Source organism: Halomonas marinisediminis (assembly GCF_004347715.1).
Classification (GTDB): Bacteria; Pseudomonadota; Gammaproteobacteria; order Pseudomonadales; family Halomonadaceae; genus Halomonas; species Halomonas icarae.
This window is the reverse complement of record NZ_SLTR01000001.1, coordinates 347,280-360,264: the sequence shown is the minus strand read 5'-3', so window position 1 is coordinate 360,264 and position 12,985 is coordinate 347,280. Positions and strand designations below refer to the sequence as shown.

The following is a 12,985-nucleotide window of genomic DNA, read 5'->3' as shown; positions in this document are numbered from 1 at the left end:
AATCCAACTCCTTCTTCGGGAAACTCAGCCATGAATGCGGTAATCATTGCGGTGCTGGTGATGGTCGGACTGTCACTGGCACGCGTCTCGGTCGTCTTTGCGCTGGTGGTCGGGGCGCTGGTGGGCGGCCTGATCGGGGGGCTCTCCGTCGAGGAGACCCTGGGCGCCTTCAACGATGGTGTGGGGGGCGGTGCCAAGGTGGCCCTGGCCTACGCCACCCTGGGGGCCTTTGCCGTCGCGATCTCACGCTCGGGTCTGCCCGATCTGCTGGCCAGGCGCCTTATCTCCCTGCTCGGTCAGGAGGCCACGGCAAATCGGCAGGCGATAGTGAAATACCTGCTGCTCGGGTCGGTACTGCTGGTGGCCATCTCCTCCCAGAACCTGATTCCGGTACATATCGCCTTTATTCCGATCCTGATCCCGCCGCTGCTCAAGGTGATGAATCAGCTGCGACTCGACCGCCGTGCCGTGGCCTGTGCCCTGACCTTCGGCCTGACGGCGCCCTATATGCTGCTGCCGGTGGGCTTCGGGGCGATCTTCCTCAACGATATCCTGCTGGCCAACATCAACCAGGCCGGTGAGGCGTTGGGACTCGAGATAGGTCGCGGCATGGTACCCCTGGCCATGGGCGTGCCGGTGGGGGGCATGGCCCTGGGCCTGCTGGTTGCGGTATTTCTCAGCTATCGTGGTCCGCGTGATTATGCCGATGCCGAGGTGGCGACCACCAATGTGCCGCATCATCATCCAGAGACTCATCGCGAGCCGCATGCCATGGGCCTGATGATGTCGGTGGTGGCCATCGTGGCGGCCCTGGGCATCCAGCTCTGGACCGGCTCCATGATCCTCGGCGGGCTGGTGGGTTTCGCGCTGCTCTCTGTGGGCGGGATCTTCAAGTGGCGTGAGGCCGACGATCTCTTTACCAGCGGCATGCGCATGATGGCGCTGATCGGCTTCATCATGATTTCGGCGTCGGGCTTTGCGTCGGTCATGACCGCTACCGGGCATATCGAGACCCTGGTGCACTCCAGCGTCGAGGTGATCGGTGACAACCGCGGCCTGGCTGCGCTGCTGATGCTGCTGGTGGGGCTGTTTATCACCCTGGGGATCGGCTCGTCGTTCTCCACGATCCCGATCATCGCCGCCATCTTCGTGCCGTTGGCGGTGCAGTTCGGCTTCTCTCCCCTTGCCACCGTAGCGTTGGTGGGGACGGCGGCGGCGCTGGGCGATGCCGGTTCACCGGCCTCCGACTCCACGCTGGGGCCGACCTCGGGTCTGAATGTGGATCGCCAGCATGACCATATCTGGGATAGCGTGGTGCCGACGTTCGTCCACTACAATATTCCGCTGATCGGCTTCGGCTGGCTGGCTGCCATGACACTCTAGGCATCTGCCTGCCAGGGAGTGATCTTCGACGGCGACCTTCGGGTCGCCGTTGTGCTTGTGCGCCAGTGCTTCATGGTGATTATTTCTGGGGCAGGTGGCGCTCGAACGACGCCAGCAGGCCACGCAGCAGTGAGAGTTCGCGTCGCGAGGGCTGAGCGCGGGCGAATAGCGTATGCAGGTGAGCCTCGGTATGGGCATGGGGCTGGGTGATGAACCCGCTGCGGTGCATGACCTGGCTCAGGTGCTCATGGAAATACGCGAGCTGTTCGCGACTCGGCTGGCGCTCTTCGGCGGGCAGGGTCGGGCGGTAGCCGTTACCGGGGCGCCTCCGCCAGGCCGTAAATGCCTCGTAGGCGAGCACCTGTACCGCTTGGGAGAGGTTGAGGATGCCGTAGTCGGGATTGGCGGGGATGCTGACCTGGTGGCTGCACAGGGCGATCTCGTCGTTGGTGAGGCCGAAGCGTTCGCGCCCGAACACCAGGGCCACCGGGTCGTGGGCGGCATGTTCCACCAGCTCGCGGGCCATGGCATCGGGTTCATCGAAGTGGGGCAGCGGCAGGCTGCGCAGTCGCGCACTCGCTCCCACCACCTGTACGCAGTCGCTGACGGCCTCCGCCAGTGAATCGACGACCCTGGCATCCTCCACCAGGTCTTCGGCCCCGGCGGCGAGCCGGGTAGCCTCGGGGTCTGGAAACTGGCGGGGATGGACCAGCACCAGCTCACTCAGCCCCATGGTCTTCATGGCCCGTGCGGCGGCGCCGATATTACCGGGATGGAAGGTCTGGACAAGGATAATTCGGATATTCGATAGCATGGGCAGGGTCGGGCGTTCCGTGAGTGTGGCGGTATCTTACCGGGGCTTCGGTCAGCTACAAGAGGCAAGCAACCAGGTACCCCCTTGGCGCCTTCGCTGCGGGTAGCGCACGATTATGCTCCTTGCTCCCGACGTAAAAGACCCCGCCGGCTCTCACCGGCGGGGTCCGTCTCAGGGCTTGCCCGGAAGGGCAGTGCCTGGGGCAGGGTAGGGCAGGCTTACATCATGCCGCCCATGCCACCCATGCCACCCATGCCGCCCATGTCCGGAGCAGTGTCCTTATCGTCCGGATCGTCGGCGATCATGCACTCGGTGGTGATCATCAGACCGGCCACGGAGCCCGCGGACTGCAGCGCAGAGCGGGTGACCTTGGCCGGGTCCAGCACACCCATTTCGAACAGGTCGCCGAACTCGCCGGTCTGGGCGTTGTAGCCGAAGTTGCCTTCGCCGTCCTTGACGCGGTTCAGGATGACGGAAGCCTCCTGGCCGGCGTTGGTGACGATCTGGCGCAGCGGGGCCTCCATGGCACGCACGGCGATGGCGATTCCGTGGGTCTGGTCCTCGTTGTCACCCTTGAGGCCGGCGACCTTGGTCAGCACGCGCACCAGGGCGGTACCGCCTCCGGGCACCACGCCTTCCTCGACGGCGGCGCGGGTGGAGTGCAGGGCGTCTTCGACGCGCGCCTTCTTCTCCTTCATCTCCACTTCGGTGGCGGCACCGACGCGGATGACGGCAACACCGCCGGCCAGCTTGGCGACGCGTTCCTGGAGCTTCTCGCGATCGTAGTCGGAGGAGGTCTCCTCGATCTGGGCGCGGATCTGGCTGACGCGAGCCTCGATGTCACCATCCTGGCCGGCGCCATCGATGATGGTGGTGTTCTCCTTGGACATGGTCACGCGCTTGGCGGTGCCCAGGTGGTCCAGGGTAGCCTGCTCGAGGTCCAGACCCACTTCCTCGGAGATCACGGTGCCACCGGTCAGGATGGCGATGTCCTGCAGCATGGCCTTGCGACGGTCACCGAAGCCCGGGGCCTTGGCGGCCGCGACCTTGACGATGCCACGCATGGTGTTGACCACCAGGGTAGCCAGCGCTTCGCCTTCGATGTCCTCGGCGATGATCACCAGCGGCTTGCCAGCCTTGGCCACGGACTCGAGAGTCGGCAGCAGCTCGCGGATGTTGGAGATCTTCTTGTCCACCAGCAGGATGAACGGATCTTCCAGCTCGACCGCCATGGTGTCCTGGTTGGTCACGAAGTAGGGCGACAGGTAGCCACGGTCGAACTGCATGCCTTCCACGACATCCAGCTCGTCCTCGAAGCCACGGCCTTCGTCGACGGTGATGACGCCTTCCTTGCCGACCTTCTCCATCGCCTCGGCGATGATCTCACCGATGCGCTTGTCGCCGTTGGCGGAGATGGTGCCAACCTGAGCGATGGCGTTGGTGTCGGTGCAGGGCACGGCCAGCTCACCGATCTCCTTGACGGCGGCGGCGACGGCCTGGTCGATGCCGCGCTTGAGATCCATCGGGTTCATCCCGGCGATCACGCCCTTCAGACCCTCGGTCACGATGGACTGGGCCAGAACGGTAGCGGTGGTGGTGCCGTCACCGGCGACATCGGAGGTCTTGGAAGCGACTTCCTTGACCATCTGTGCGCCCATGTTCTCGAACTTGTCCTTGAGCTCGATCTCCTTGGCTACGGAGACGCCGTCCTTGGTGACGGTCGGCGCGCCGAAGGACTTCTCGAGCACCACGTTGCGGCCCTTCGGGCCCAGAGTGGCCTTGACGGCGTTGGCCAGGGTGTCGACACCCTTGGCCATGCGGGTGCGTGCATCGCTGGAGAACTTGACTTGTTTCGCTGCCATTTTCGTATGCTTCCTGTGAGTTCGTGAACGTCAGTCAGTATCGAGTGTTGTGGCGGTCGAGACTCAGCCTTCGACCACGGCCAGGATGTCGGACTCGCTCATGATCAGGACTTCCTCGCCGTCGACCTTCTGCTTCTCGACGCCAAAGCCATCCTTGAAGATCACGGTGTCGCCAACCTTGACGTCGAGTGCGCGGACGTCACCGTTGTCGAGGATCCGGCCATTACCGACGGCGAGTACCTCGCCACGAGTCGGCTTTTCCTGGGCGCTGCCCGGGAGCACGATGCCGCCAGCAGTCTTCTGTTCTTCCTCAACGCGACGAATGATGACGCGATCGTGCAAGGGACGGATGTTCATTGCTCACGTTCTCCTGATGGTGTGTATGCCGGTGAACCGGCGGTTTGCATCATGACCTCGCCACCGAGGCAGCGAGGGGAGGCGTCAGGCGCCTTCCGTGTAAATGGCGCGGATGCCGCGCCGAAACCTGTTGCTGTCGAGTAAGTGGGGCCCGTCCAAGGGGATTCAAGGCCCGTCGATAAATTTTTTTGCCGCACCCATCCGATCAGCGGCGGCGCTCATCACGAGAGATGAACTCACCCTCGATGGCACCGTCGTCGTCCTGTGATGATGAGGCCTGGCCACCGCGCCGGTGGCGGCCCTCGTCGGCCTGGGACCAGTCATCTCGAGGTCCCGCAGCATGACCGGACGAGGCGTGGCTGCTCGCGGAGGAAAAACCCCCGCCGTGCATATGAAATCCCTGGGTGCGGATACCCAGCCATGCCAGCAGCTTGCCCATCAGGCGGCGGGCATCGGGAATCAGACACATGAAACCCAGGGCGTCGGAGATGAACCCCGGCGCCATCAGCAGGGCACCACCGAAGATAAGGGCGGCCCCCGTCAGCAGTTCGCCGGAAGGGACCTCACCGCGCTCGAGGCGTTCTCGAGCCCGGGCAAAGGTGGCGGCGCCTTCACGGCGAATAAGATGCAGGCCGACAAAGCCGGTTGCCAGGACCAGCAGCACAGTGGCGAGCAGCCCGATCTGGCCGCCTACCGAAAACAGGACCACGAAGTCGAGCAGGGCAAATAGCGTGAAGATCAGAAGAAAAGGCATGTGGCCTCCCGTGGTGGAGATGAAGCAGACATGGGGGCGCAAACCTGGAAATCAAGCGTTGAACGCCGTCGCTGGCGATCCGCCGCTCGAGACGAGAGTCTGGGTAGGTGAAATGGCCGAGAGAAATGGACAGATGAAATAAGCCGGGATGCAGTGTGTGCAGCTTTGGTACAGTGTATTTCGATCAACCGCTTACAAAGAGGATGCATGATGCAACTGGAGAACGCCGTGATCGCCATCACCGGTGGCGCCCGTGGGCTGGGGCTCGCCATGGCGGCGACCCTGGGCAGCCGTGGTGCTCGCCTGGCCCTGCTGGATACCGATGCCGCCAGCCTGGATGTTGCCGTCTCGAGTTTTCACCAGTCCGGTGTCGAGGCGCGGGCCTTCGTGACCAATGTGGCCGATGAAGCCTCGGTTACGCAGGCCTTTGCCGATATTGCGGCCTCCCTGGGCCCGGTCAGCGGTCTGATCAACAATGCCGGCATCCTGCGTGATGCGCTGTTGATCAAGCCTCGGGAGGGAAGGGTCGAGAAGCGCATGTCGCTCGATCAGTGGCAGTCGGTGGTCGACGTCAATCTAACCGGTGTCTTTTTGTGCGGACGCGAAGCGGCGACGCAGATGGTCGAGGCCGGTCAGGAGGGGGTGATCGTCAATATTTCAAGCATCTCCCGGGCCGGCAACATGGGGCAGAGCAACTATGCGGCGTGCAAGGCAGGGGTGGTAGCGCTCACCACCACCTGGGCCCAGGAACTGGCGCGCCATGGCATTCGCGTGGGCGCCGTCGCGCCGGGCTTCATCGAAACCGAAATGACCGCGTCAATGCGTCAGGATATGCTCGACAAGCTGACTGCAGGCATTCCACTCAAGCGCCTCGGTGAACCGGATAATATCGCCCAGAGCGCGCTGTTCATCTTCGAGAATGACTACTTTAGCGGCCGCGTAATCGAGTGTGACGGAGGCCTGCGGCTGTAATCAGAGTCCATCGTGCCATAGCCGGCAATGGTACGATGGACGGCCCATTGACTGGCCATCCATCGTTATCAGGGCTCTAGTCTAGTCATCCAGGTTTTGGTGTTAGAAGGTTATCTGATCCTCCAGGTTGGCTACGGTGCCATCACCGATGCCGCTGACTCGTGTCAGATCCTGGGCGCTCTCGAAGGGACCGTTGGTTTCGCGATCCTCGACGATGGCGGCGGCCTTGCTGGGTCCGATGCCCGGCAGCTCGGTCAACAGTTCGGCGCTGGCCGTGTTGATATTGATCGGCTCTACCTCCTGAGCCACGGCGCCAAGCGGCGTGAGACCCAGCAGAAGGGCGACGAGACAGGCCCCGAACAGGGCGTGAAACCTGAATTTCATGGCATTTCTCCCTTGTTGGCATCGCAACCTCCGCCGATGCCTGTTTAAGGCTAGCCATGGGGTGCATGGATTCCCTGAGGCCTTTTGCTCAGTTGCACGTAGTACAGAACGCCATTGAACCCGACGCGTTGTCCTGCATGTCTCAAGAATATCGTCGGATTCATATCAATGAACTCGCACGGTTCATGTTCAATATGGCTGGTATACTCTGCCGTCGATTTCCTCTTGCCAGGAGCCTGTTTCGTGTCTACCGATTCCCCACTGATCATCGCCCTCGATTACCCCTCGCTGGATGCTGCCCTCTGTATGGCGGACCGCCTCGATCCGGCGCGCTGCCGTCTCAAGGTTGGCAAGGAGCTGTTTACGCGCAGTGGTCCCGACGTGCTTGATGCATTGCATGGCCGTGGGTTCGAGGTGTTTCTCGACCTCAAGTTTCATGATATTCCCAACACCGTGGCCGGTGCCGTAGAGGCGGCGGCAGAGCAGGGCGTATGGATGGTCAATGTGCATGCCTCAGGCGGGCGGCGCATGATGGAGGCGGCTCGGGACCGGCTGGAGCGCCAGGCCTTGAGCACACGGCTGATCGCGGTGACCGTGCTGACCAGCATGATGGTCGAGGATCTGGCCGAGGTGGGGGTGTCGGTGCCCCCCGCCGAGCAGGTCGAGCGCCTGGCGCTGCTGGCCCAGGAGAGCGGAATGCACGGTGTGGTCTGTTCGGCCCAGGAGTCGGCCCGCCTAAACGCGCTGTGCGGCGATGATTTCCTCAAGGTGACGCCGGGGATTCGGCCAAGCTTCGCTCAGGTCGGCGACCAGAAGCGGGTGATGACGCCGCGTGATGCCATGGCCGCTGGTAGCACTCACCTGGTGGTGGGGCGCCCAGTCACTCAGGCGCCAGAGCCCATGGAGGCGCTCGCCGCCATTGAGGCAGAGCTCGCCTGAGACGAGTCGCTACTCACCTTCAATCCCGGTGATCGGCCGGATCGTTCCCCAGTGGCGGCAGCGGGGGCATTGCCAGTGCAGCTGGTCGCCACTGAAGCCACAGCGCCGGCAGCGATGGCGAGGCAACTTTGCGAGCAGCGTAGTGGTGTGCTGTTGCAGCAGTGCCAGCTGCTCCAGTGCCGTGCTGCTACCGTGTTGGCGATAGAGGTCGATCAGGTAATCGAGGGCGCCCAGGCTCGTTTCGCGATTGAGCTGCGTGCTGACAAGATCGATCGCGGCCTCGGTGCCTCGCTGATGGCGAAGGGTCTCGGCCAGCAGAATGATGACGCTGGTATAGGGCGTTTTATCCAACAGCCTTTGAAGGTGTGCGATCAGCCCCTCCTCGTCGTCGAGTAGTCGATAGGCGTTGGCCAGAGGCTCGAGCAGGGAGGGGATAAAGGCCGAGTCCTGTTCGGGAATCCGCGACAATAGCGTAATTTCCTGTCGATAGTGCCCGGTATCGTGCTCCAGGGCGGCCAGCAGCAGGTTGGCGCGCACGCATTTCGGGTCGGTATTGAGGGCCTGCTTGAGATGGCGACGCGCCAGCACCGGGCTGGCATTGCCGCGTTCCTCTTCGGCCTGCTGGCAGAGCCAGTGCGCCGCGGTGCGGCGTAGCTCCTGGCTGTCGCGGAGTAGCTGTGGAGTGATAACCGCGAAGGCTTCCGACCACTCACCCTGGCGCTCGAAGAGGTCGCCCAGCAGCCGGCGTGCCGAGCGTGTCAGCTCGGCGTCCTGAGAGTCACGCAGCAGTCCCTTGAGCAGGCGCTCGGCGCGATCCAGCAGGCCCAGGGAGAGGAAGTCACGGGCCAGCTCCAGTTGCACACGCTCGCCTTGACTGCCTGTCAGGCTAGGGCGAGCGAGAAGATTCTGGTGGATCTTCATCGCTCGGTCGGCCTCACCTCGACTACGGAAGAGGTTGCCGAGAGTAATATGGGTGTCGATGGTCTCGCTGTTGACCTCCAGCGCCCCAACGAAGGTTTCGATGGCGCGGTCCTGCTGGTCGTTGAGCAGGTAGTTGAGGCCCACGAAGTAATCCCGCGCCAGTCCTTGGGGAGGCGCGGGATTGATGGACTTGCGGCGTTCGCGACGTCCCAGCCACCAGCCGGTGGCGACGGCTGCCAACAGGAGGGTCAGCAGCAGCGCATCGGGCATATCAGGCGAGTTCCTTCAACTCCCGAGTCTCCTTGAGCTCCTGAACGCGCAGCTTGTCGAGCTCCTTGCGCTGTTGCTGGTTATGGCGTTGGGCGCGAGTCAGTAGCGCCCTCAGGCGCAGGTAGACACCGCTCATCGCCAGCATGCCGAGCAGCACGCCCACAGCCAGTGAGGCCAGCAGCCATACCGATAACGAGGCGGGCGGCAGTTCAAGCCAGATCAGATTGAGCGGCAGAGCCTCACTGTTATTGACCGCGAACAGGATGCCGACCAGTAGAACCGCCAGCAGGATGATGGCCAGGATCAGGCCTTTGAGCCAACGCATGCGAAGTATCCCCTGTGGATGTAAGAATTGGGCCCTGAGAGCGCTGTGCCGGGTTTAGTAGCCCAGCTCGCGGCTGGCGTCCACCTGCTCGCGCAGCTCCTTGCCGGGTTTAAAGTGTGGCACGAACTTGCCGTCCAGCGCGACCGGTTCGCCGGTCTTGGGATTACGTCCGACGCGCGGTTCGCGGTAGTGCAGTGAAAAGCTGCCGAAGCCACGTATCTCGACGCGTCCCCCGGCTGCCAGCGTTTCGGTGATGTCGTCGAGAATCAGCCGAACCGCCGATTCCACTTCCTTGAGCGACAGCTCGGGCTGACGCATGGCGATCTGTTCGATCAGCTCGGACTTGGTCATCTTCGATCTCCATTGGCGGCGCGGCTGTTATTTTCCTCCAAGCATACTCGGCAAAGCGAGACAAAACAACGCACTACGCCCATGGGTAGAGTCCCGCATCCCTGTCCGGCGTCAGCTGTGCCGAGGCGCGGCCTCGGGTATACTGTCCAGACATCCCCAAGGCAAAGTCGAGGTCGACCTTGAACGAACCATCAAGCCCCGAGGCGGCACAGCGCAAGCGACTCTATTGGCACTCGCGTCGCGGCATGTGGGAGCTGGATCTGCTGCTGGTACCCTTCCTGGAACAGCGCTATGACGCCCTCGATCCCGCCGACCAGGCGGCCTTCCGTGAGCTGATCGACGAGGAGGATCAGGACCTGTTCCTGTGGCTGATGCGTCGCGAGCTGCCTCAGGAGCCGGTGCGTCGACGTATCGTCCAGATGATCATCGAGCATGCCGAGAGCGCCGATAGCGTGTCGCATCGACCGGTCTAGGCTGGCGTTGCTGGCGCATCTCCTGCCGACCGCTGCAGTGGTCGGCCTCCTCGCCAGCGTGCTGCCCTTGCTGCTGTGGTTGTCGACGGCCCTCTGCCTGATCGTCATCACGGTAGGGGCTGTGCGTCACCACCCCCGAGGTGAGTTGAGTGCGCAGGCGCTGCCCGGCGGGGAGGTGCAGTGGCGATGGCTGGAAGCCGGGGTGTCCGTCCCGCAGCCGGTCAGGCTGCACTGCGACTATCTGGGTCCCTGGCTGATCGGGCTTAGACTGAATGGCCGACGGCTGTGGCTATGGCCGGACAGCTGTTCGTCATTTGATCATCGAGAGTTACGTCGCTTCCTGATCCGTCACTAGGCCACTCCAGGCCGGGGGCACGAGATGGGGGGCGCGACTGACGAAGGGGGCGCGTACATACACGTGCCCCACGCCCCCACCGGACTGCTTAGCCGAGTTCGGCCAGTCGTACCCGCGAGGGGTGAGGATGATGGTCGGCGTGATGTGGGCAGTCCGGGTTGTAATGCAGGCCTCGGGACTCGCGCCGTCTCTGGGCGCTGGCCACGGTCAAGCGTGCCAGGCGCAGCGCGTGCCACAGGCTCGAGAGCTCGATGCCCGGCTGGCCATGCTGCCGGATGACCGGTGAGACCTCCTGCTGTAACTCGGCCAGCGCTTCGGCGGTCTTGAGCAGCTCGATGTCGTGGCGGACGATGGCCACTCGGGCGCTCATCAGGACGCGCATTCGCTCGCGCCATTCGGCGAGTTGGACCGGTGGTGGCGCGGCCTCGATGACGGTCGAGCTGTTGACGGCGTCCGTGAGAGGCGCGCGAGACGCATCACGCAGAGCGACGGCGCAGCTGCGTGCATACACCAGGCACTCCAGTAATGAGTTGCTGGCCATGCGGTTGGCACCGTGCAGGCCTGTGCAGGCGACTTCCCCTATTGCATAAAGGTGCTCGATATCACTGGCACCGTAGCGATCCGTGGCCACGCCACCGCAGCTGTAGTGGGCCGCCGGAACCACCGGGATCGGAGCGTTCACGATATCGATGCCGCGCTCGGCGCAGTGGCGGTGGATGGTGGGGAAGTGCTCGCGGATCGCCGCTTCGCCCAGATGCCGAATGTCCAGGAAGACATGGTCGCTGGCGGTGCGCTGCATCTCGCTGTCGATGGCTCGAGCCACCACGTCTCGCGGAGCAAGTTCGGCGCGTGAGTCGATACCCGGCATGAAGCGCTCACCATGAATATTGAGCAGTTTCCCGCCCTCGCCGCGTACCGCCTCGCTGATCAGGAAGGGCGCCCCCTCCGGATCATGCAGGCAGGTTGGGTGAAATTGTTGGAACTCCAGGTTCATCAGCGTTGCGCCCAGCTCGGCGGCCATCAGCATGCCTTCGCCACTGGCCGGCATGGGGCTGGTGGTGTATCGATAGAGACCACTGGCGCCGCCGGTGGCCAGTACGGTGTCGTGAGCCGACAGGTCGAGCCGCCGCCCGGCGCTGTTCAGGCAGCGAGCGCCGCGGCAGCGGCCGGCGCTATCCTGGAGCAGTCCGACAGCGGTGAGGTCGTCGCGAACCTGGATTCGGGGGTGTGCCACGACATGAGCCTTGAGGGTGGCCATCACCGCTCGACCGGTAGCATCGGCGGCATGGATAATGCGTCGCGCGCCGTGTCCGCCTTCGCGAGTGAGGTGGTAGGGGTAGTCGGCCCCCGGGCTGGTGTCGCGTGTAAAGGGCACGCCGAGGTTGAGCAGCCACTCGATGGCTTCCGGCCCCTGCTCTACGGTGAAGCGCACTGCAGCCTCATCGCAAAGTCCGTCGCCCGCCACCAGTGTGTCCTGGACATGGGCCTCGAGATTATCGCTAGGGGAGAGAACGGCGGCGATGCCACCCTGGGCCCAGCGGCTGGAGCCGAAGTCGTCACTCGCCGGACGCAGCAGCGTGACGGCGCGTTGATCGGCAATTTCTAAGGCGAGTACCAAGCCGGCGACACCGCCGCCGATGATCAGCACATCATGGTTGCCGTGGGGCATCTTGCGCTCCTCTGTCGGGCGTGGCGGTATGGCGGCGAGCCCACTTTCGCCCGGAGGCGCGACGCAGACGCTGGCTAGGCAGTCGCGTCAGTCCGCCCAGGCGCGTGACCAGCGCCTCGGTCAGCCGGGCCAGTTCACGATTCAGCCACAGGTAGCCACTGGGGCTGAACAGGGCGCGTCCCTCTGGGCTGACCGCGGTGGTGGCCAGTGGGGCGTGACGTTGCAGGTCGAACTGACTGATCTCGACGTCGATGGACTGGCCGGTGCGTACCTGGTAGGCCAGGGTGCCGAGCTCCCTGGAGAGTCGGTGTTGTTCATCGCGTAACCCTTCCATCGCCTCGATACGGTCGTGGCCGGCTCGTGTGTTCCAGTGGGTCTCGAGCAGTAGCTCGATGGTCGAGAGCATGCGTCGCTGTAGGGAGATGACGTCATCCAGCTCGTTTCGACTCAGTCGACGTTCACGATGGATGGCATCGACCAGGCCGCGCTGCTTGACCAGCGCCGAACTGGTCGCCTTGAGCAGGGCCTGGGTGTCAATATCCAGGGCGGCCGTGGCGGTGGTGTGGGCATGAAACAGGCGCGCCAGGCGGTCGAGATTCTCCGCCAGCATGAAACGCAATAGGTCGGTGGCCTTCTGGGGCAGGATCAGCATGGTGGTGGTAATGCCGACCAGGGTGCCAAGCAGCACATTGAAGGCTCGCCACAGGCCCACATCCAGAGCATGGTTGCCGTCGCCGGCCACCAGCAGCAGGCTGATGGCGAACATCAGGCCGCTGTAGCCGTGGCGATTGCCGAAGGTGAGCCAGGTGGCGACACCGATGGCGGTCAGGCTGCCGGCCGGGATCAGCGGCGTCAGGTCGCCGGGGAGCAGGATCAGCAGCAGTCCGCTGGCCGCGCCAAGCAGGGTGCCGAGCAGTCGTTGGCGGCCCTTGTCGAGCACGCCACCGATATGCGGCAGGTTGCCCATTACCATGACGGTGCTCACCAGCGCCCAACCGGAGTGAGGGATCGTCAGAAAATGGGTGAGCAGGAACGAGGCTGTCAGCGCCAGCATGACACGCAGCACGTGCAGTCGGCGACGATAGCGATAGGTGAAGAAGGGGTCGCGCAGGGGCGGCAGGTTCATCGAAGATTGCCCCGCAGGGGGTCTGTCTGG

At 63.7% G+C, this 12,985-nt stretch carries 15 protein-coding genes; 5 read left to right on the top strand and 10 right to left on the bottom strand.

The genetic code is table 11. The features are described from left to right. Positions 1-30: 30 nt before the first annotated feature. Complete coding sequence (locus E0702_RS01715; protein WP_132041228.1) at positions 31-1,383, top strand: Na+/H+ antiporter family protein; 1,353 nt, start codon at positions 31-33, stop codon at positions 1,381-1,383. Positions 1,384-1,462: 79 nt separating this feature from the next. Here the strand turns inward: E0702_RS01715 and E0702_RS01710 are convergent, their stop codons facing one another. The 4 genes from E0702_RS01710 to E0702_RS01695 form a co-directional block, all read right to left on the bottom strand. Continuing rightward, positions 1,463-2,197: an RNA methyltransferase gene (locus E0702_RS01710; protein ID WP_132041227.1), complete on the bottom strand. Its 735-nt coding sequence runs from the start codon at positions 2,195-2,197 to the stop codon at positions 1,463-1,465. A 218-nt stretch (positions 2,198-2,415) separates the two neighbouring features. Continuing rightward, on the bottom strand, positions 2,416-4,059 hold the full coding sequence (gene groL, locus E0702_RS01705; RefSeq protein WP_132041226.1) for a chaperonin GroEL: 1,644 nt from the start codon (positions 4,057-4,059) through the stop codon (positions 2,416-2,418). A gap of 63 nt (positions 4,060-4,122) precedes the next feature. Continuing rightward, positions 4,123-4,416, bottom strand: coding sequence for a co-chaperone GroES (locus E0702_RS01700; RefSeq protein ID WP_132041225.1), 294 nt, complete (start codon positions 4,414-4,416; stop codon positions 4,123-4,125). A 205-nt stretch (positions 4,417-4,621) separates the two neighbouring features. Then, entirely contained in the window at positions 4,622-5,170 is a 549-nt protein-coding gene (locus E0702_RS01695) for an FxsA family protein (protein WP_132041224.1), read from the bottom strand. 210 nt (positions 5,171-5,380) lie between these two features. Here E0702_RS01695 and E0702_RS01690 point away from each other — a divergent pair, with 210 nt between their 5' ends. Beyond that, a complete protein-coding gene (locus E0702_RS01690; protein WP_132041264.1) occupies positions 5,381-6,142 on the top strand; it encodes an SDR family oxidoreductase in 762 nt (253 codons plus the stop codon). Positions 6,143-6,244: 102 nt separating this feature from the next. On the opposite strand, the gene E0702_RS01685 is transcribed toward E0702_RS01690, so the two are convergent. Continuing rightward, positions 6,245-6,526, bottom strand: a complete 282-nt coding sequence (locus E0702_RS01685; protein WP_132041223.1) for a ComEA family DNA-binding protein — start codon at positions 6,524-6,526, stop codon at positions 6,245-6,247. A gap of 243 nt (positions 6,527-6,769) precedes the next feature. On the opposite strand from E0702_RS01685, the gene pyrF reads away from it, so the two are divergent. Further along, positions 6,770-7,465, top strand: coding sequence for an orotidine-5'-phosphate decarboxylase (gene pyrF, locus E0702_RS01680; protein ID WP_132041222.1), 696 nt, complete (start codon positions 6,770-6,772; stop codon positions 7,463-7,465). Positions 7,466-7,474: 9 nt separating this feature from the next. Here the strand turns inward: pyrF and lapB are convergent, their stop codons facing one another. From lapB to E0702_RS01665, 3 genes are read right to left on the bottom strand one after another with little or no spacing between them, the layout of a single operon-like run. Further along, on the bottom strand, positions 7,475-8,656 hold the full coding sequence (gene lapB, locus E0702_RS01675) for a lipopolysaccharide assembly protein LapB (RefSeq protein ID WP_132041221.1): 1,182 nt from the start codon (positions 8,654-8,656) through the stop codon (positions 7,475-7,477). Position 8,657: 1 nt separating this feature from the next. Further along, positions 8,658-8,981 (bottom strand): LapA family protein, encoded by a 324-nt coding sequence (locus E0702_RS01670; RefSeq protein ID WP_132041220.1) that lies wholly within the window; start codon positions 8,979-8,981, stop codon positions 8,658-8,660. Between the two features lie 54 nt (positions 8,982-9,035). Next, positions 9,036-9,332 (bottom strand): integration host factor subunit beta, encoded by a 297-nt coding sequence (locus tag E0702_RS01665; RefSeq protein WP_132041219.1) that lies wholly within the window; start codon positions 9,330-9,332, stop codon positions 9,036-9,038. Between the two features lie 179 nt (positions 9,333-9,511). On the opposite strand from E0702_RS01665, the gene E0702_RS01660 reads away from it, so the two are divergent. Then, complete coding sequence (locus tag E0702_RS01660; protein WP_132041218.1) at positions 9,512-9,805, top strand: FAD assembly factor SdhE; 294 nt, start codon at positions 9,512-9,514, stop codon at positions 9,803-9,805. A gap of 7 nt (positions 9,806-9,812) precedes the next feature. Beyond that, on the top strand, positions 9,813-10,160 hold the full coding sequence (locus E0702_RS01655; RefSeq protein ID WP_132041217.1) for a hypothetical protein: 348 nt from the start codon (positions 9,813-9,815) through the stop codon (positions 10,158-10,160). Positions 10,161-10,248: 88 nt separating this feature from the next. Here E0702_RS01655 and nadB read toward each other — a convergent pair whose 3' ends face one another. Both nadB and E0702_RS01645 read right to left on the bottom strand, forming a co-directional pair. Next, the gene (gene nadB / locus E0702_RS01650; RefSeq protein WP_132041216.1) at positions 10,249-11,829 is read right to left on the bottom strand and encodes an L-aspartate oxidase; all 1,581 of its coding nucleotides are present in this window, start codon (positions 11,827-11,829) and stop codon (positions 10,249-10,251) included. Next, a complete protein-coding gene (locus E0702_RS01645; RefSeq protein WP_132041215.1) occupies positions 11,810-12,955 on the bottom strand; it encodes an FUSC family protein in 1,146 nt (381 codons plus the stop codon). The genes nadB and E0702_RS01645 overlap by 20 nt, the downstream gene beginning before the upstream one ends. Positions 12,956-12,985 lie beyond the last annotated feature (30 nt).

Excerpts from the sequence above, each read along its gene's own strand:
- E0702_RS01715 (WP_132041228.1), top strand. The coding sequence starts at position 31 with ATGAATGCGGTAATCATTGCGGTGCTGGTGATGGTCGGACTGTCACTG.
- E0702_RS01710 (WP_132041227.1), bottom strand. The coding sequence starts at position 2,197 with ATGCTATCGAATATCCGAATTATCCTTGTCCAGACCTTCCATCCCGGT.
- groL (WP_132041226.1), bottom strand. The coding sequence starts at position 4,059 with ATGGCAGCGAAACAAGTCAAGTTCTCCAGCGATGCACGCACCCGCATG.
- E0702_RS01700 (WP_132041225.1), bottom strand. The coding sequence starts at position 4,416 with ATGAACATCCGTCCCTTGCACGATCGCGTCATCATTCGTCGCGTTGAG.
- E0702_RS01695 (WP_132041224.1), bottom strand. The coding sequence starts at position 5,170 with ATGCCTTTTCTTCTGATCTTCACGCTATTTGCCCTGCTCGACTTCGTG.
- E0702_RS01690 (WP_132041264.1), top strand. The coding sequence starts at position 5,381 with ATGCAACTGGAGAACGCCGTGATCGCCATCACCGGTGGCGCCCGTGGG.
- E0702_RS01685 (WP_132041223.1), bottom strand. The coding sequence starts at position 6,526 with ATGAAATTCAGGTTTCACGCCCTGTTCGGGGCCTGTCTCGTCGCCCTT.
- lapB (WP_132041221.1), bottom strand. The coding sequence starts at position 8,656 with ATGCCCGATGCGCTGCTGCTGACCCTCCTGTTGGCAGCCGTCGCCACC.
- E0702_RS01670 (WP_132041220.1), bottom strand. The coding sequence starts at position 8,981 with ATGCGTTGGCTCAAAGGCCTGATCCTGGCCATCATCCTGCTGGCGGTT.
- E0702_RS01665 (WP_132041219.1), bottom strand. The coding sequence starts at position 9,332 with ATGACCAAGTCCGAGCTGATCGAACAGATCGCCATGCGTCAGCCCGAG.
- nadB (WP_132041216.1), bottom strand. The coding sequence starts at position 11,829 with ATGCCCCACGGCAACCATGATGTGCTGATCATCGGCGGCGGTGTCGCC.
- E0702_RS01645 (WP_132041215.1), bottom strand. The coding sequence starts at position 12,955 with ATGAACCTGCCGCCCCTGCGCGACCCCTTCTTCACCTATCGCTATCGT.